The sequence below is a fragment of the Sediminicola arcticus genome, from assembly GCF_040566695.1.
GTDB lineage: Bacteria > Bacteroidota > Bacteroidia > Flavobacteriales > Flavobacteriaceae > Sediminicola > Sediminicola arcticus.
The window spans coordinates 315633-333516 of the sequence record NZ_JBEXAE010000002.1; the positions used below are offsets into that span (position 1 = coordinate 315633).

The following is a 17884-nucleotide window of genomic DNA, read 5'->3' on the forward strand; positions in this document are numbered from 1 at the left end:
AATGAACTACAAATGAAATACACATTATTAATTCTTACCATGATTATTTCCGTGTCCAATTCTTTTGGTCAAGGATTTACTATTAATGGTACAGTTAAAGACGCCAGTATCAATGATATACTACCTGGGGTCAATGTACTTGTTAAGAGTCAGAGTAGGGGAGCTACAACAGATTTTGATGGAAACTTTACCATCACCAATGTAAAGGTGGGTGACGTTTTGTCTTTCTCCTACATAGGGTTTATAACAAAAGAAGTTGCTATTCAAAACTCTAATAATTTAACAATTTCTCTTCAGGAAGATGTTAGTGCCTTGGATGAGGTAGTCGTAGTTGGGTATGGGACTTCAACCAAAAAGGAAATAACAGGTGCTGTTTCCGTAGTTAGTTCGCAAACTATAGAAGACCTAAATCCAACTAGAATCGAGCAAGCCTTGCAAGGGCAGGTAGCAGGGGTGCAGATTACCTCCGAATCTGGATCTCCAGGTAGTGCCTCCAGTATTCGTATACGGGGTATTTCTACCAACGGAGATAACAGACCTTTAATTCTTGTTGATGGTAACGTCATAGAGGATTTAAGTGTTATTAACCCAAGTGATATAGAAAGCATGAACATATTAAAGGATGCTACAGCTGGTATTTATGGCGTTCGTGCAGCTAACGGGGTTATCTTAATCACAACCAAAACGGGAAGGAAAAATACCGAGCTTAAATTCAACTATGATATTTATGGTGGATTTCAGGAAACTTCAAGAGAAATTCCGGTATTGAATGCAACGGAATACGCCTTATTGGTCAACGAGGCTTTTGCTGCTGGTGGGCAGGCCGTTCCTTTTCCCAGTGTTGCTGGATTAGGTATTGGCACCAATTGGCAGGATGAGGTATTTCAAAAGGCACCTATTGTCAATCATAGTCTAACCATGAGTGGTGGTACCGCAAAATCTACCTACTCTGTAGGGCTTTCCTTGTTGACACAGGACGGTATTGTAGGAGGAGATAAGGCTAATTTTAAAAGGTATACTACCCGGGTTAATTTTAATACCGATTTGTTGGAAAAATTGAAGTTGACTACCAACATAATCTATACCGGTACCAATAAAAAAGGGCTGAATGAAGGTGGATTGGGATCTGTATTGTTCAATTCTTTGAACAACGCCCCGACTTTTGATGTTAGGAGCCTAGGTGGGGCATTTACCTTGGCTGAAGGCTTGGGAAATGAGGTAATCAACCCTTTGGCCCAGATAGAAAATACATTTAATTCTACAGTAGTTGATAAGCTAAGTGGTAAAATAGGGTTGAACTATAATTTTTTAACTGATTTTACAGTCGAAACTAGCTTACAATTCAACTATGCCGAAGTGGAGGGAAGGAACTTTTCACCAACAGTGTTCTATGGTTCTGGAAAGGTATTTAATAATGATGGCAGACCTTTTTTAAATGTAAATAAGGATATTTTTAAAGATTATACATTTGATGCTTTCTTAAATTATGATAAAAAGATAGGGGATGATCACAATATAAAAGCAACTTTAGGGATGTCGATTTTTGATACAAGAGGTATTTTCTCTGGAAGTACTCAAGGGTTTTTTGAAAATTCTGTAGATTTTGCTCAGGCGGATATTGCGGATGCTGTGGATCTCAGAAACGATTTAAAGTTGAGTGGGCTGAGTGGAAGGTTTAAAGAACGTTTGTTATCCTATTTTACTAGATTACAATACAATTATAAGGGTAAATATCTACTATCTGGAATTATTAGAAGGGACGGATCAACAAGATTTGGGCCACGTAATAAATTTGGTTATTTCCCATCCGCATCCGTAGGTTGGATTGTCTCTGACGAGGACTTCTTAACCGATAGCAAAATTATTTCTTTTATGAAACTGAGAGGAAGTTACGGTATTGTGGGTAACGATAGAATACCAGGCAATGCTTTTAGAGGTATTTTAAGTGGGGAAGCCGCTTATGTTCTAGGAAATAATTTGGTTTTTGGTAATGCCGTTGGAGTGTTGCCCAACCCTTCCATACAATGGGAAGAACAAAAGACATTAGACATTGGGGTAGATCTTAAATTGTTCAATGATAATATTGATATCACTGCAGATTACTTCAGAAAAAGAACTGATGACCTTTTGCTACAGCCTCCGGTTTCCGGTATTTTGGGTTCAGCAGCACCAGGTTCAGCCTCTCCAGTAGTCAACGCAGGATCTGTAGAGAACAAAGGATTCGAATTTGCTATTGGATATAGTAGTGATCGTTCCGAAGATTTTTCTTGGGGAATCAATTATAACGTAACATTTTTGCAAAATGAGGTGCTTTCTGTAAATAATGGAGTAGGATTTATACCTGGCGGAGGTTTCGGTGTTGGTCAAGACCCACCTTCTCGTATGACAAGTGGCAAACCAATTGGATATTTCTTTGGCTTAGAGACAGATGGTATTTTTCAGAACCAAGCGGAAATAGATGCACATGCTACCCAAGCAAATGCTGCTCCTGGAGATATCAGATTTGTGGATATCAATGGTGATGGTATTATAGATACCGATGACCGTACCGATATTGGAAATCCAATACCAGATGCTACAATGGGAATTAATATTTCATTTAATTATAAGAATTGGGATTTTAGCAGTTATGCTTTTGCTACTATTGGAAATGAAATTGTTAGGAACTATGAACGTGTTCAGCCTTTGGTGAACAAATCAATTTACTCCTTGAACAGATGGACAGGTGAGGGCAGTACTAATACATATCCTAGAGTTACTACAGGAGCTACCTCTAATGCATTGTTTTCTGACTTTTTTGTGGAAGATGGTTCATTCGCAAGGTTACAGAATGTGCAATTGGGATATACGTTACCTATAAGAACCGTGGAAAAATTGGGATTGAACAAGCTTCGATTTTATATCTCTGCAAATAATGTATTTACGCTTACAGAATATAAAGGGTATGACCCTAGTGCTTCCTCCGGAGCTCCAATTGGAGCCGGTATAGATCCAGGATTTTATCCTGTTCCAAGAACTTACCTTTTAGGTGCAAATCTTAAATTTTAATAGCTATGATTATGAAATATAAATTATTAAAATCTTCAATCGTCGTCTTCCTGATAGGAGCTATAGCTATCTCTTGTAGCGATAGTTTTGTTGATGTAGATTCTTTTGACGAGGATTCAGAAAGTTTTTTCAATTCTGAGGAAGATTACCAAAGTGCCTTAATTGGGGCTTACGATCTTTTGCAATCATCCTATCTCAACGTAATGTTAGGTGAAATTGCTTCCGACAATACCTTGGCTGGTGGCGAAAGTGCTACCGATGTTCCAGGGATACAAGAAGTGGACAATATGACCCATAATCCGGTAAATGCGCAATTACGTGATATCTGGAGTTGGATGTTCGCAGGAGTTAACCGTGCCAATTATATTTTGGAATTTAAGGAAAAGACCGATTTTGCTGGTAAAGAGCAGGTTTTGGCCGAAGCTACTTTTTTAAGAGCTTATTACTATTTTGAATTGGTGAAATGGTTTGGAGATGTTCCATTGTCCGTAGACAAACGCTTGTTGTTTGGCGATCAGGATGTTGCTGAAAGAACTCCTAAAGCTGAAGTGTATGCCCAAATAGAATTGGATCTAATTTTCGCTGCTGCTAATTTACCGGCGGTGCAATCAGAAACGGGTAGGGCTACAAAAGGAGCCGCTCAAGCCTTATTAGGTAAAGTGTACCTATACCAAGATAAATTTTCTGAAGCCGCTATCGTTTTGGAGGAAGTGATCAATAGTGGCCCATATGATTTGGTAACGGATTACAATTCCATTTTTGAACAAGCAGGGGAAAATAATATTGAATCTGTTTTTGAAGTACAATATACAGATGTAGAAGGTGCAGGTTTTGGATGTTTACAATGTAGTGAGGGAAATGTGGCCGTTGGGTTTAATGGTATCCGTAACTATACTGGTCCGGATTTTGATTCTGGATTTAGTTTTAACGTTCCTACCCAAGAAGCTTATAATGCTTTTGAAGCGGGGGACATTAGACGGGATGTTGCTGTATTGAACATCGTTACCTGGGCCCAACAAACTGGAGCTACCTATGTGGAAGGTTTTGAACATACCGGTTTTTACAATAGAAAATATATTGCTAGAAAAGGGGATTTAAACACAGGGGATTCAAATTTGACGAACCCCAATAATTATAGGGCCATACGTTTTGCAGATGTATTGTTAATGGCAGCGGAAGCCAATAATAGAAAATCCGCCAGTGATAATCTTAAAGCCCAAGCCTATTTAAATAGAGTGCGTGACAGAGCAGGATTGTTGCCAGTTTTGGTCACAGGAGCTTCTTTGACCGATGCTATTTATCAAGAGCGTAGGATAGAGCTGATGGGCGAAGGACATCGCTTCTTCGATTTGGTCAGAACTGGTACAGCGGCTCAAGCAATTCCTGGCTTTAGTGCTGGTAAAAATGAATTATTCCCAATACCATCTATTGAAATAGAATTGGCAGGAAACCGTTGGGCACAAAACGCAGGATATTAATAAAATTAAATTAAGGACAAATGAAACACATAAAAAAATTACTGGTATTATTTTTGGTCATAAATGTATTTAATTCCTGCGATAACGAGGAAACATCATATGTTTTAGATGACATTTCGGCACCAACTAATATTAAGGCCGTATTTAACATTTCACAAGACGATACAGGTACGGTTACCGCAACTCCAACTGCAGAAGGGGCTTCCACATTTGAAATTTACTTTGGAGATGTAGAAGGGGAAACTCCTACAATAGTTAGTCCTGGAGAAACAGCCACTTATGTGTATGGTGAAGGTGAGTATAACCTTCGAATAGTGGCCATAGGGATGACCGGTTTAAAAAGTGAATTGGTACGTGTTGTGACAATTTCCTTTTCAGCACCAGTAGATTTAGATTTTACTGTGGTAATTTCTAGCACAAATCCATTTGAAGTGTCCGTAACACCAACAGCTACTAATGCCACGGTTTATGACGTATATTTTGGTGATGTTGAAAATGAAGAGCCTACAACAATTATGGCTACTGAATCTGCAGCACATGTGTATGCAGAGGTAGGTGAATACAGTGTGCGAGTTGTAGCAAGAGGTGCTGGGACAGCAACTATTGAATTAACCAAAACAATTACAATTTCAGGAGCCTCCAATGCGGTTTCTTTACCTATCACCTTTGATAATGCCACCGTAAATTATGCGTACGGAACATTTAATGGAGCCAGTTTTGAGGTATTGGATAATCCTGATCTTTCGGGCGCTAATACGGTTGCTTCAAAGGTTGGAGCAATCACCAATTCTGGTGCTCAATTTGAGGGAGGAGCGTTTAATTTAGGTACACCAGTAGATTTTAGTGGGTCTAATAAGACTATCACCATGAAGTTGTGGTCAGAGGTTTCGGTACCTATTTTATTGAAATTTGAAGGAGGTGTAAATGGAGAACGTCAAAATGAAGTGGTTGCGACACACGGTGGAACCGGTTGGGAAGATTTGAGTTTTGATTTTGCTACAAATGCAACTAAGAGTTATATTGATGGTAACCAAGGTGTTGGTGAGGCGTTTGTTCCCACCGGTCAATATGCTACTTTGGTAATGTTTATAGACGGTCCAGGAACTACCGCTGGAACATTTTATTGGGATGATATTAAGCAGGCAGCGGCAGCGGCCTCAGCTAAGCCACAATTACCAATTGATTTCCAGTCTACCACAATCAATTATGCGATCACTGGTTTTGGTTCATCCAGTTTTGGTCCAATCCCCGCGGCAATCATAAATAATCCAGATGCCTCAGGGGCCAATACTTCTACCAAGGTTTTGGAAATTCAAAAATTAACTGGAGCTCAAACCTATGCAGGTGCAAGTATTCCTTTGGCAGGTGCAATAGATTTCTCCACTGGAACTACTGTAAAAATTAAGGTATGGTCTCCAAGAATTGGTACGCCGATTCGTTTTAAAATTGAAGACTCTTCTGCGGCTAAAGATGGAAACGGTAATCCTGTAACGTTTGCAGAAGTGGAAGTGAATAGTACAGTTGCCATGGCTTGGGAAGAATTATCTTTCAATATGTCCAATCCTATTGCTGGCGCATTTAATACCTCAATTTCTTTTGATACTGCGATTGTATTCCCGGATTTTGGTAGTGCAGGGCAAGGTGAAAGCTTCTACTTTGATGATATTGTTGTAGCAAGTGGATCAGGTGGTGGTTCAACTAGTGGCAAAACTAGTTTTCCAGTTAATTTTGAAACGCCTGGAACTGGTGCGGCCGCTACATGGTCCGTATTTGAAGCAGATACTCCACCTTTGGAAATTATTTCCAATCCGGATGCTTCAGGAATCAATACCTCGGCAACGGTTGCTAAATTTACTGCAAAGTTAGGTGGAGCAAATTATGCTGGGACTGTAACCGAGTTAGAGACTCCTTTTACTTTGAGCTCATCTAATAGTATTGTGAAAATAATGGTATGGAAATCAGTAATCAGTGATGTTGGGATAAAATTCGAAGCTAATAAAGCCTCAACAGGGGAAATAAAAATACCGAACACAAAAATCAATGAGTGGGAGGAGATTACCTTTGATATGTCGGGTAAAATTGGAGAAGGATCGTCCACTAATATAGATGCCATTGTTGTCTTTCCAGACTTCAACACAAGAACGCAGGATAATGTGGTTTACTTTGATAACATTACCTTAAATGCCTCAGGAGGTGGTGGAAGCGCAAGAGCTGAGATACCTACTTTAACTTTTGAAGGTACCGCTAGTATGGAAGGTGCTTTTGATTTCGGAGCAACAGGTACAATAGTATCTAATCCAGTTTCTGGAGGAATAAATACTTCTGCCAATGTATATGAATTTAATAAGGTAAATGGTTCTGCTTGGTATTCAGGTACTTTTAAGATTTATGGACAGAATATTGAATTATCTACCAAAAAAACTTTTTCTTTAAAAGTTTATTCTCCAAAGGCTGGTATTAATGTGAGATTCCAATTGGAAAAAGAAGGCGTTGGTGGTAGTGGCTTTTCGTTAGACCAAACTGTAACGACGGCTAACCAATGGGTGACTTTAACCTACGATTTTTCTGCTATAAATGCAACTAATGCCTATGACAAAATTGTAGTGTTTCTAGATTTTGACGACGTAGCTCAAGCTGCTGGTGATGGTACTATTTATTACATAGACGATATAACCCAACAATAAAATACGGCAAAATGAAAGATTTGATAAGTAAATATAGTGCTATGTTGTTGGTGTTTTTTACACTGATGGCTTGCCAAGAAGATGAACCAAGTTTATCGTCTTTGGTAACTCCGACCAATTTAAATGTTTCTACAGTTGTAGATTCAGATCGGTCTGGGAATATTACTTTGACTGCAACAGCAGATAATGCTTTGAGTATTCAGGTGATTTTCAAACAAAATGCAGATCCAATAACCGTGAATCCTGGAGAAGCTGCTAAATTTAGGTATACCCAATCTGGGCAGTATTCACAACTAATAACTATTGTGGCCTTTGGTGCTGGAGGTACGGCAACTTCAAGGAATATTGATGTAGATCTTGATGTTCAGTTGTTGATAGATCCGGAAATATTGCAAAAAATTGCAGGTGATGGAACCAAAAGGTGGGTTTGGAACAAGGAAGAAACAGGGCATTGGGGTGCGGATGCGGCCTTTAATGGGCAAAACGATGGATTTCAAGCACCACCAAACACTTTAAATCCTTGCGCTTACGATGATGTGTTGACCTTTTCGTATGAAGGAAACAGTTATGGGTATCAATTAGATACTGGCGCTGGTAATGAAACCTTAGTGGGGTGGGCAGATGTTCAGTTTTTCTATCCTAATTCCTCTCCTCAACAGTTTGTAGATGAATGTAGGGATATCTCTTCAACCAATAGCACTGCGGCCAAAAAAATTGCTACTGATACCAGTTTTATTATTGTTCTAGGAGAAGATGGCGAATTATATCTAGAGGTAGAAAACAGCACCCTGTCATTTTGGTCTGGTACTACGAGGTACAAAATCATAGAACTTACAGACGACTTCCTTTACGTAAGGGGTGATTTTAAGCCTATTTTGGAAGGTATAGAAATCGCATATTATCATCAATTTAGACCCGAGGGTTATGGGTTATGATCCCAATGTTGTTGAGGACATATGATGGGAATGATTAGTTTGACTGGTGGTTCATGCTTATTGCAGAATAAAATGTAAATTGATTTGGGTAGGGGCATATATCATGCCTCTTCTTAAAATCATTATTTTTGAAGTAAACAATAGAGTTATTTATGATTGCAAAAATTTACCTTAGAACTATGATGTTGGGATTTTTAATGTTGTTATTTTTAACTTCTTGCTCAGGTGGGGATTCTACCGCAGAACCAATCGAGGAAGGTATAGTGCCAACTAATTTAAATTTAACCGTTACTATTGTAGGTGCTGATGCAAATAATCCTAATGGTGATGGATCTGGTATGATAAAATGTACGGCCTCAGCCACCAATGCGGTGCAGTATGGATTTAAAGTTGGAAACCAAGAGGAGCAGGAAACTGTAAATGGAATATTTGACTACAAATTTACGACATCAGGTAAAAATAATCAAGTGGTCAGTGTATTTGCATATTCCAGTACGGGCAATATGATAAGTGCATTTAAGACCATTACCGTTGATGTTGTAAACGAAACAGGGTTAGTTTGGGCAGATGAATTTGATACTGATGGAGCTGTGTTGAACAGTAACTGGTTTTCAGAAGAAGTACCCCCTGAAAATGGCGGCTGGTACAATTCAGAGCAGCAACATTATACCGCTAGGACAGAGAATGCTTATGTTTCTAATGGCACCTTAAAAATTGTAGCCAAAAAGGAGAACTATACTGCCTATAATTCTACCAAAAATTATACTTCGGCCCGCTTAAATTCTAAGTTCGCTTTCACGTATGGACGTATTGAAGTACGGGCAAAACTCCCTGGAGGAGGAGGCACTTGGCCTGCAATTTGGACTTTGGGATCCAATATAACCACCGTAGGTTGGCCATCTTGTGGTGAAATTGACATCATGGAACATGCAGGAAATAACATTGGGGAAGTTTCTAGTGCTATTCATACACCTTCAAGTTTTGGGAATACAATTAACAAGGGAATAATTGAAATTCCGGATACAACAACTGAATTCCATGTTTATGCGGTAGACTGGACAACGGATAAAATGGATTTTTACCTAGATGACACCCTATTTTACACTTATAATCCAGCAACAAAGAATAGCGATACCTGGCCTTTTAATCAAGATCAGTTCATACTTCTGAACATAGCTATGGGTGGAAACTTGGGAGGTGCCATTGATCCAAATTTCACCCAGGATACAATGGAAATAGACTATGTAAGGGTATATCAATAAAATTTTGAATTGTTTTGTTTTTTTATTAGCGGTAAGGCCTTCCATCTAAGGCCTTATCATTTATTTAAACTTTTGTGAATCAAACCTAATTTGTATTTTGCATCCTAAGATGATAACCAACCTAACAATAACCAAAAATGGAAAAAAAAGTTACCGTTAAAATGAACAAATCCTATACCATCCTAATCAGCTTAATTGTTGCTTTGGGTGGTTTTTTATTGGGTTTTGACAGTGCCGTAATTTCTGGGGCAATAAAAGGAATCACTATTTACTTTAAAATGTCCGAATGGCAATTGGGCTTTTCTGTAGGTTGCGTGGTCTTTGGAGCAATGGCGGGAAACATTTTGGCAGGACCATTAAGTGATCGTTTTGGACGCAAGAATATGTTGATCATAGTGGCTGCATTATTTTCAATATCGGCTACTTGGTCTGCATTGGCAACAGGCTATACCGAATTCATTATCGCCAGAATCATAGGAGGTATTGGTATTGGAGGGGCTATCCTTATAGCGCCCATCTATATTGCAGAAATTGCGCCTCCAAAATTGAGAGGAAGCTTGGTGTCCTTTAATCAACTGAACATTGTTATTGGTATTTCCGTAGCCTATTTTTCCAATTATTTCTTGGTAAATATAGAAGGGGAGGCTTGGAGATGGATGCTAGGGGTAGAAGCCATTCCGGCTATAATTTATTTTTTTGCCCTTTTTACGGTTCCTAAAAGTCCAAGATGGCTCATTTTCAAATTAAATGAAGTGAAAATAGCTAGGAAGACCCTAATGAGAATTGGAGGAGAAGAGTATGCTGAAATAACCCTTGCCGAAATCCAACGTGGATTGGATAAAAAGGAGGAAAAAGGGAAACTATCCGATATTTTTAAACACAAGTATGCAACCATAATGATCATCGCATTAGGAATAGCATTCTTCCAACAAATAACAGGAATTAATGCGGTATTCTACTATGCGCCTACAATTTTTGAACAGGCTGGAGGTAGTACGGATTCATCCTTTTTACAAGCTATTGTTGTAGGGCTTACCAACCTAGTCTTTACTTTTGTAGCCATTTGGTTGATAGATAAACTAGGAAGAAAGCCTCTTTTGCTCATTGGAACAACTTTTATGACCATAGCTCTTTTGATGGCAACCTTTGCTTTTAATAATGCAACTTATAATTTTAACGACACCACCTTGGGTAAAGTAAGTAACAAGGAGATTATGGTGGCCTTATCAGATTTGAATGGAAAATCTTTTGATGGACAAACAGCTTTGTTTACAGAAGTTAGTTCCAAATTGGATGAAGAATTATTTTTGGAATTTAAGCGCAATGAGATTACCAATTTTATTTCCATAAACGCAACTTTGGTATTGATTGCTATACTGCTTTATGTAGCATCTTTTGCTATTTCCCTCGGACCGGTCATGTGGACGTTGATTTCAGAAATATTCCCCAGTAAGATTAAAGGAATTGCTATTTCCGTTGTAGGTTTTTTCAATTCTTTGATAAGCTTTTCGGTTACGCAGGTTTTTCCATGGGAACTCTCCAACTTGGGACCAACAGTTACATTTGCCATATACGCCCTTTTATCCCTTTGTGCAGTCTTCTTTGTATATAAGTATGTGATTGAAACCAAAGGAAGAACTTTAGAGGAGGTAGAAGAATTATTAATCAATAAATAGACTAAAAAAATGAAGCAATTACTTTGTGTTCTCTGTATCTGCTTGTTTATATCTTGCAAGAACGATTCAAAAAAAAGCAAAACTGAACAGCAATTAGCGGGCGGACCTGCATATGTTGAGATTTCCAAATCAGGTGAAAAATTCCAATTATTGGTAAACGGAGCACCTTTCTATATAAAAGGTGCAGGGTTAGAATTTGGCAACGTAGCCGCATTAGCAGAACATAATGCCAATTCCTTTAGGACTTGGCGTACCGATAATGGTAAAAAATCCGCGATAGAAGTTTTGGATGAGGCTCAGGAATATGGCCTTATGGTAAGTATGGGTATTGAAGTGGAGCGAGAGCGCCATGGATTTGACTATGATGATGAAAAGGCGGTGCAAGAACAAAAAGAGCGCATAAAAAAGGAGGTTTTGGAAATTAAAGATCATCCTGCACTCCTTATTTGGGTTATTGGTAATGAACTTAATTTAAATTATACTAATCCAAAAGTTTGGGATGCCGTAAATGATATTTCATCAATGATTCATGAATTGGATCCTAATCATCCAACCACAACAACCCTTGCTGGAATTTCTCAGAAAGAAATTAATTATATTAATGAGAGATGTAAAGATTTAGATATTCTGTCTGTGCAGATGTACGGGGACTTGCCAGATGTTCCGAAGTTGATAAGGGAATATGGATGGAAAGGCCCTTATATGGTCACAGAATGGGGAGCAACCGGGCACTGGGAAGTTCCAACAACTACTTGGGGAGCCCCTATAGAAGAAAACAGCACCTTAAAAGCAGGTAATTACTTGAAGAGATATAAAGGAGGAATTGCGGCGGATACGCTCCAATGTATTGGTTCTTATGTTTTCTTATGGGGAAATAAACAAGAACGTACACCTACTTGGTATGGAGTTTTCTTGGAGAATGGTAAAGAAACAGAATCCGTAGGGGTGATGCACTTTATTTGGAATGGTAAATGGCCAGAAAATAGGACACCTCAAATAGCTTCTTTTGTTTTGAAAGGAAATACAGCTTATGAAAATGTTATTTTGGAACCAGCGAAAGAATATACAGCTCAAGTAGTAATCAAAGACATTGAAAATGATCCTATCACCTATAAATGGGAAGTGTTACCAGAAAGTGAGGAGGTTAAAGAAGGAGGAGACCACGAAGCCAGACCAAAAGCCATAACTATTGATATTACAGAGGAAAAGGATGGCATGCTGAAGTTTAAGTCGCCCGCCCCTGGAAAGTACAGATTGTTCGTTTATGCCGATGATGGTTTTAATCACGAGGGCACAGCAAACATACCGTTTATGGTCAAATAAAAAATAATAAAAGAATAGAAGTAAGAACCTCAATTATATACTTAAAGTATTTAATTGAGGTTATGAATTTTAATCAATTAAAACATGTTCCATGGAGGGAAAACAAATTTATATAGGAAAGAACCCAGCACATTTTGAAGATCATAAGGTCAGTGGCGAATATGTAGAAATTGAAAACGAGACATTTTACAAGATCTTCAATAACGATGCCATGAGGCCATTCTTTATGAGTATCGTAAGTGATTCCAATCATTGGATGTTTTTATCCAGTAATGGCGGCGTAACTGCAGGAAGAAAGGACTCCGATATGGCTCTTTTTCCGTATTACACAGATGATAAGATTACAGAATCAGCAGAGGTAACAGGGAGCAAGACCTTAGTCCAAGTTCATATGAGCGAAAAGACTTTACTTTGGGAACCATTTTCTGAAAACCAAAAAGGAGTCTATAATATTCGCAGGAATCTGTATAAAAATAAGTTTGGAAATAAAGTCGTAATTGAAGAAGTCAATTTAGACCTAGGACTCCTCTTTAGATATCAATGGAACTCCAGTAATGAATTTGGTTTTGTAAGAAAAAGCACATTTGTCAATAACAATAATGAAGAGGTTCAATTGACTCTTTTAGACGGGATCCAGAATATACTGCCCTATGGAATATCCACGGCCTTGCAAAATAGCCGTAGTAATTTGGTAGATGCTTACAAGAAAAATGAACTTGAGGCAAAAATTGGATTGGGAATCTATGCGCTTAGTGCCATAATAGTTGATAAATCAGAACCTAGTGAAGCCTTAAAAGCTACCATTGCTTGGTCTTTAGGGTTGGAGGACTGTTCCTATCTCATATCTTCCGGTCAGATCAACGCATTCAGAAAAGGCCTCCCCATAGTACAAGAGGTGGAAGTAAAGGCAGAAAAATCGGCCTACTTCTTACATGCTAATTTAAAATTGGCTCCAAAGAAAGATAAAAACTGGATCATTATAGCCAATGTGAATCAAGGTCCTAGTGATGTGGCTTACATTTCTAATCTCTTGCAAACTGAAAAGAACCTGACTCAAAAGATTCAAGCCGACATTGACTTAGGCACAAGAAATCTTAAAGAATTGACCGCCGCAGCTGATGGATTTCAGGCTTCAGCGGATGAGCTTAGAACTACACGCCATTTTGCCAATGTAATGTTCAATATTATGAGGGGTGGTATTTTTGATCATAATTATCAAATTGAAGCCCAAGATTTTAAAACCTACTTGGCCAAGGCCAATATAGAGGTTTTCAAGAAGCATAACGAAATATTGAAACAACTTCCTGAGGTATTCTCTCTGTCCCAATTAAAGGCGCTGACTCAGAAAAATAGTGATACAGATTTTAAGCGACTTTGTATGGAGTACCTGCCGCTAAAATTTAGCAGGAGACATGGCGACCCAAGTAGACCATGGAATAAGTTTTCTATAAATACTAGAAGTGAGGAAGATGGTTCCAAGGTGTTGGATTATGAAGGAAACTGGAGGGATATATTTCAGAACTGGGAAGCCTTGGCGCATTCCTATCCAGAGTTTATGGAAAGTATGATTTTCAAATTCCTAAATGCTTCTACTTTTGATGGTTATAACCCTTACAGAGTTACCAAAGGTGGATTTGATTGGGAAGTTATAGAACCAGAAGATCCCTTTTCTTTTATTGGCTATTGGGGAGACCACCAGATTGTTTACCTATTAAAATTTTTAGAGTTTATTGAGGATTTTTACCCCAATACATTGGCGGGTTACTTTAATGAAGATGTTTTTGTTTACGCCAATGTTCCTTACAAAATTAAGGGTTATTCAGATATTTTGAAGAATCCTAAGGATACTATTGTTTTTGATGATAAATTAGATCGTATTCTTCACGGAAGGAAGAAAGAATTAGGTGCAGATGGACTCTTGCTCCTCAATCAAAACAAGGAAATTTACAAGGTGAATTTTATAGAAAAACTCTTGGCCACTGCCTTGGCCAAATGTTCCAACTTCATCCCTGAGGGAGGTATATGGTTAAATACCCAAAGACCGGAATGGAACGATGCCAACAATGCATTAGTTGGTAATGGAGTATCTATGGTGACCCTTTTCTACCTGAGAAGGTTTCTTGAATTCTTTAAGGGACTTACTGAAAAAGCAAAATTTACTGAAGTTGCCATTTCTGAGGAACTTAGTACATTCTTTAGGGAAATCAATGCTACCTTGGTTGGATCTCAACAATTGCTAAACGGAAATTTTTCAGATAAAGATAGAAAGACACTAGTAGATGGATTAGGTATGGCCGGGGGCAAATACAGAACCTTCATTTATCAAAATGGTTTTTCTGGAATCAAAAATCCACTTGGTAAATCGGAACTCGTTGCTTTTTTTGATCTGATGATCAATTATTTGGACCATACTATAAAGGCCAATAAGAGAAAAGACAATCTGTATCACTCCTATAATTTGATGAGTGTTGAAAATAACAGGGAAATTTCTGTTTCCTATTTGACTGAAATGTTGGAGGGGCAGGTTGCTGTCTTAGCCTCTGATTGTATTTCGTCCGAGGAAGCTTTACAAGTCTTAGATGCCTTAAAAAGTAGTAAGTTATATAGAAAGGACCAATCCAGTTACATTCTATATCCCAACAAGGAACTTTCCAGATTTATAGCTAAAAATAAGATTCCTTCCAAAAGAATAAAGCAATCGGAATTGGCACTTCAATTGATGAAGGACGGGAATGCCCAAATAGTGGAGCAGGATATAAATGGAGCCTACCATTTTAATGGCTCTTTTAACAATGCAAATAGTTTAAAAGCTGCATTGGAAAAACTTCCAGAACAATATCAAGATCTGGTAGCGAAGGATAGGAAATTAGTTTTGGACATCTTTGAAGAAATTTTTGATCATAAATCCTTCACTGGTAGGTCAGGTACATTTTTTGGCTATGAAGGATTAGGATCTATTTATTGGCATATGGTTTCTAAATTGCTGTTGGCCGTTCAAGAATGCACCCAAAAGGCTATAGAAAATAATGAAAATAGGGATGTGGTGCAAAGATTGAAAAACCACTACTATGAAATAAGTGAAGGTATTGGGGTTCATAAATCCCCTCAACTTTATGGAGCCTTTCCTACAGATCCGTATTCCCATACGCCAGCAGGTAAGGGTGCGCAACAACCAGGAATGACTGGGCAGGTAAAAGAGGATATTTTAAGTAGGTTTGGGGAATTGGGAATTGGCGTAAAAGCAGGCAAATTATCCTTTAACCCAAAACTTTTGAAAAAAGAAGAGTTTTTTAAGCATGACGCAATACTGGATTATTTTGATATTAATAAGAATGAAAAGCAGATTCACTTAACCGGAAGCTCTTTTGGATTTACCTATTGCCAAATCCCTGTTATATATCAACTTACTGGAAAATTAGGTGTGGAAGTGCTTTTTAAAGATGGATCAAAGGTGAATTTTGAAGATTCACAATTGGATGAATCCTTAAGTAAGCAAATTTTTGAAAGACAGGACACTATAAAACAAATACGTGTTGCCATCAACACACTTTAACTTAAATAATAGGGTGGCAGCATAGATTGGTTGAGCCAATAGTTATGTGCGGGCATTGCATAGTTAAGAGTACTATTAAAAGTTGAATATAGTAATCAATGAAAACAAATTATGTAGCAGGTTTCTTTGTGGTATTGATTATGCTATTAATAGGATGCATAGATCAAAATAGCAACAAGTTCATTGAACTCAAGGCTTCTGATATCTTGGGAAATCCAAAGCATAAAGCGTTTTCATATGGCGGATATAGAGGGAAAACCAGAGATGATGTTCCTACTGTGAAAGACCTAGAGGAGGATATGAAAATTTTGGCTGTAATGGGAGTTAAATTATTGCGTACCTATAACACCCAGCAATATGCTCATACTGCCAACTTATTAAAGGCCATTCGTAATTTAAAAAAGGAAGACCCAAATTTTGAAATGTACCTAATGTTAGGTACTTGGATAGAGTGTGAAGGTGCTTGGACGGGGAATGCAGACCATACCAAAGGGAATTCTGGCAATAATAAGGCAGAGATTGAAACAGCCTTTGCCATGGCCAAGGAAAATCCGGATATTGTTAAAATCATTGCCGTGGGAAACGAGGCTATGGTCAAATGGGCGGTAAACTATTATGTAACCCCTAAAGTTATCTTGGATTGGGTAAAACACTTACAGGAATTAAAGAAGCAGGGTGACCTCCCCAAAGACTTATGAATTACCAGTTCCGACAATTATGAATCTTGGGGGGGTGGTTCAGAAAATTATAGGACAGATGATTTAGCTGCCCTAATCGGGGCAGTAGATTTTGTTTCCTTGCATACCTATCCGTTTCACGATTCTCATTACAGTCCTTCCTTTTGGGCAGTTCCGGAAGAAGAAGAAAATTTGGGGGATTTGGAAAAAATAGAGAAGGCAATGGTCCGTGCTACCGAATATGCTAAATCCCAATATAATGGAGCTCTTGACTATATTAAAAGTTTAGGTTTCGCGAAACCTATCCATATTGGGGAAACAGGTTGGGCTACCAATGCAAGTACTTCTTACGGTCCCACAGGTTCGCATGCAGCGGATGAGTATAAGGAAAAACTGTTTTATGATGCTATGAGAGAATGGACAGATAGTGCTGGGATGACCTGTTTTTATTTTGAAGCTTTTGATGAGCAATGGAAGGATTCAGGTGATGTTATGGGGTCTGAGAATCTTTTTGGATTAATCAATCTTCAGGGACTGGCTAAATATGCTTTGTGGGGTTTGGTAGACAAAGGAGCTTTTAAAAACGTAACTAGAAATGGACTACCTATTACCAAGACCTATGGTGGAGATGCTTCGAAAATGTTGGCCAAATTATTGCCACCAAAACCACTTTCGGAAATAGGACTGTTGAAACGACTAAGATCAATACAAACCGTAATGCTGGGAATGCTGTAACGGAAGGCACCTATTTGGTCCTAAAAGAATCTGAAGAGGAAGAGGTTAATATGGATAAAAAAGTAACCTATCCCAACGCACCATTAAAATTAAATGTTTGGGAGGGTACCTGTGAAATGTCTCTGTCTCCAGAAGGTAAACTAACAATTAAAACCGGAACTGGCGATTGGTGGGGCGGTGCCTTAGAAATACAATCTAAAGGGGAAAATCTATCTAATTGCTATAAAGGACGCCTATTTTTTGATATTAAAGGAGATACCTCTTCTTCTTTTCAAATCGGTTTTCAAACAGGCATATTTTCTAATGGGAATCAGGTGAATAATGGAGTAACATTTGGTTATAATGGTTCATGCAAAGTTAGCGATAATTGGAAAACCTATTCCATTCCCATAACAGAGTTGAACAAAAAGGGCGATCTAGATAATGTTACAGCTATACTTTACCTACTTGGAAAAGAAAATTTTGATGGAAAAACAATAAGCCTTAAAAACATTTACTATACCAAGGAGTAAT

11 protein-coding genes are annotated in these 17884 nt (G+C 38.2%); all 11 read left to right on the top strand.

What is annotated here, in order from left to right; all coding sequences use genetic code 11:
- Positions 1-12 precede the first annotated feature (12 nt).
- The 11 genes from ABXZ36_RS05185 to ABXZ36_RS05235 all read left to right on the top strand — a co-directional run bounded on the left by ABXZ36_RS05185 (position 13) and on the right by ABXZ36_RS05235 (position 17883).
- Positions 13-3048 (top strand): SusC/RagA family TonB-linked outer membrane protein, encoded by a 3036-nt coding sequence (locus tag ABXZ36_RS05185; protein ID WP_354614425.1) that lies wholly within the window; start codon positions 13-15, stop codon positions 3046-3048.
- Positions 3049-3059: 11 nt separating this feature from the next.
- Positions 3060-4526 (top strand): RagB/SusD family nutrient uptake outer membrane protein, encoded by a 1467-nt coding sequence (locus tag ABXZ36_RS05190; protein WP_354614426.1) that lies wholly within the window; start codon positions 3060-3062, stop codon positions 4524-4526.
- Between the two features lie 20 nt (positions 4527-4546).
- Positions 4547-7210 carry a hypothetical protein gene (locus tag ABXZ36_RS05195; RefSeq protein WP_354614427.1) on the top strand — a complete coding sequence of 888 codons (2664 nt, stop codon included), beginning with the start codon at positions 4547-4549 and terminating at the stop codon, positions 7208-7210.
- A gap of 11 nt (positions 7211-7221) precedes the next feature.
- Positions 7222-8145: a hypothetical protein gene (locus ABXZ36_RS05200; protein ID WP_354614428.1), complete on the top strand. Its 924-nt coding sequence runs from the start codon at positions 7222-7224 to the stop codon at positions 8143-8145.
- 152 nt (positions 8146-8297) lie between these two features.
- On the top strand, positions 8298-9407 hold the full coding sequence (locus ABXZ36_RS05205; protein ID WP_354614429.1) for a glycoside hydrolase family 16 protein: 1110 nt from the start codon (positions 8298-8300) through the stop codon (positions 9405-9407).
- A 137-nt stretch (positions 9408-9544) separates the two neighbouring features.
- Complete coding sequence (locus tag ABXZ36_RS05210) at positions 9545-11083, top strand: sugar porter family MFS transporter (protein ID WP_354614430.1); 1539 nt, start codon at positions 9545-9547, stop codon at positions 11081-11083.
- Between the two features lie 9 nt (positions 11084-11092).
- On the top strand, positions 11093-12406 hold the full coding sequence (locus ABXZ36_RS05215; protein WP_354614431.1) for a glycoside hydrolase family 2 TIM barrel-domain containing protein: 1314 nt from the start codon (positions 11093-11095) through the stop codon (positions 12404-12406).
- 91 nt (positions 12407-12497) lie between these two features.
- The gene (locus tag ABXZ36_RS05220) at positions 12498-15959 is read left to right on the top strand and encodes a 1,3-beta-D-glucan phosphorylase, GH149 family (protein WP_354614432.1); all 3462 of its coding nucleotides are present in this window, start codon (positions 12498-12500) and stop codon (positions 15957-15959) included.
- 98 nt (positions 15960-16057) lie between these two features.
- Entirely contained in the window at positions 16058-16657 is a 600-nt protein-coding gene (locus ABXZ36_RS05225) for a hypothetical protein (protein WP_354614433.1), read from the top strand.
- Positions 16658-16756: 99 nt separating this feature from the next.
- Positions 16757-17371 (top strand): glycoside hydrolase family 17 protein, encoded by a 615-nt coding sequence (locus ABXZ36_RS05230; RefSeq protein WP_354614435.1) that lies wholly within the window; start codon positions 16757-16759, stop codon positions 17369-17371.
- Positions 17372-17385: 14 nt separating this feature from the next.
- Complete coding sequence (locus ABXZ36_RS05235) at positions 17386-17883, top strand: hypothetical protein (RefSeq protein WP_354614436.1); 498 nt, start codon at positions 17386-17388, stop codon at positions 17881-17883.
- Position 17884: the final 1 nt, after the last annotated feature.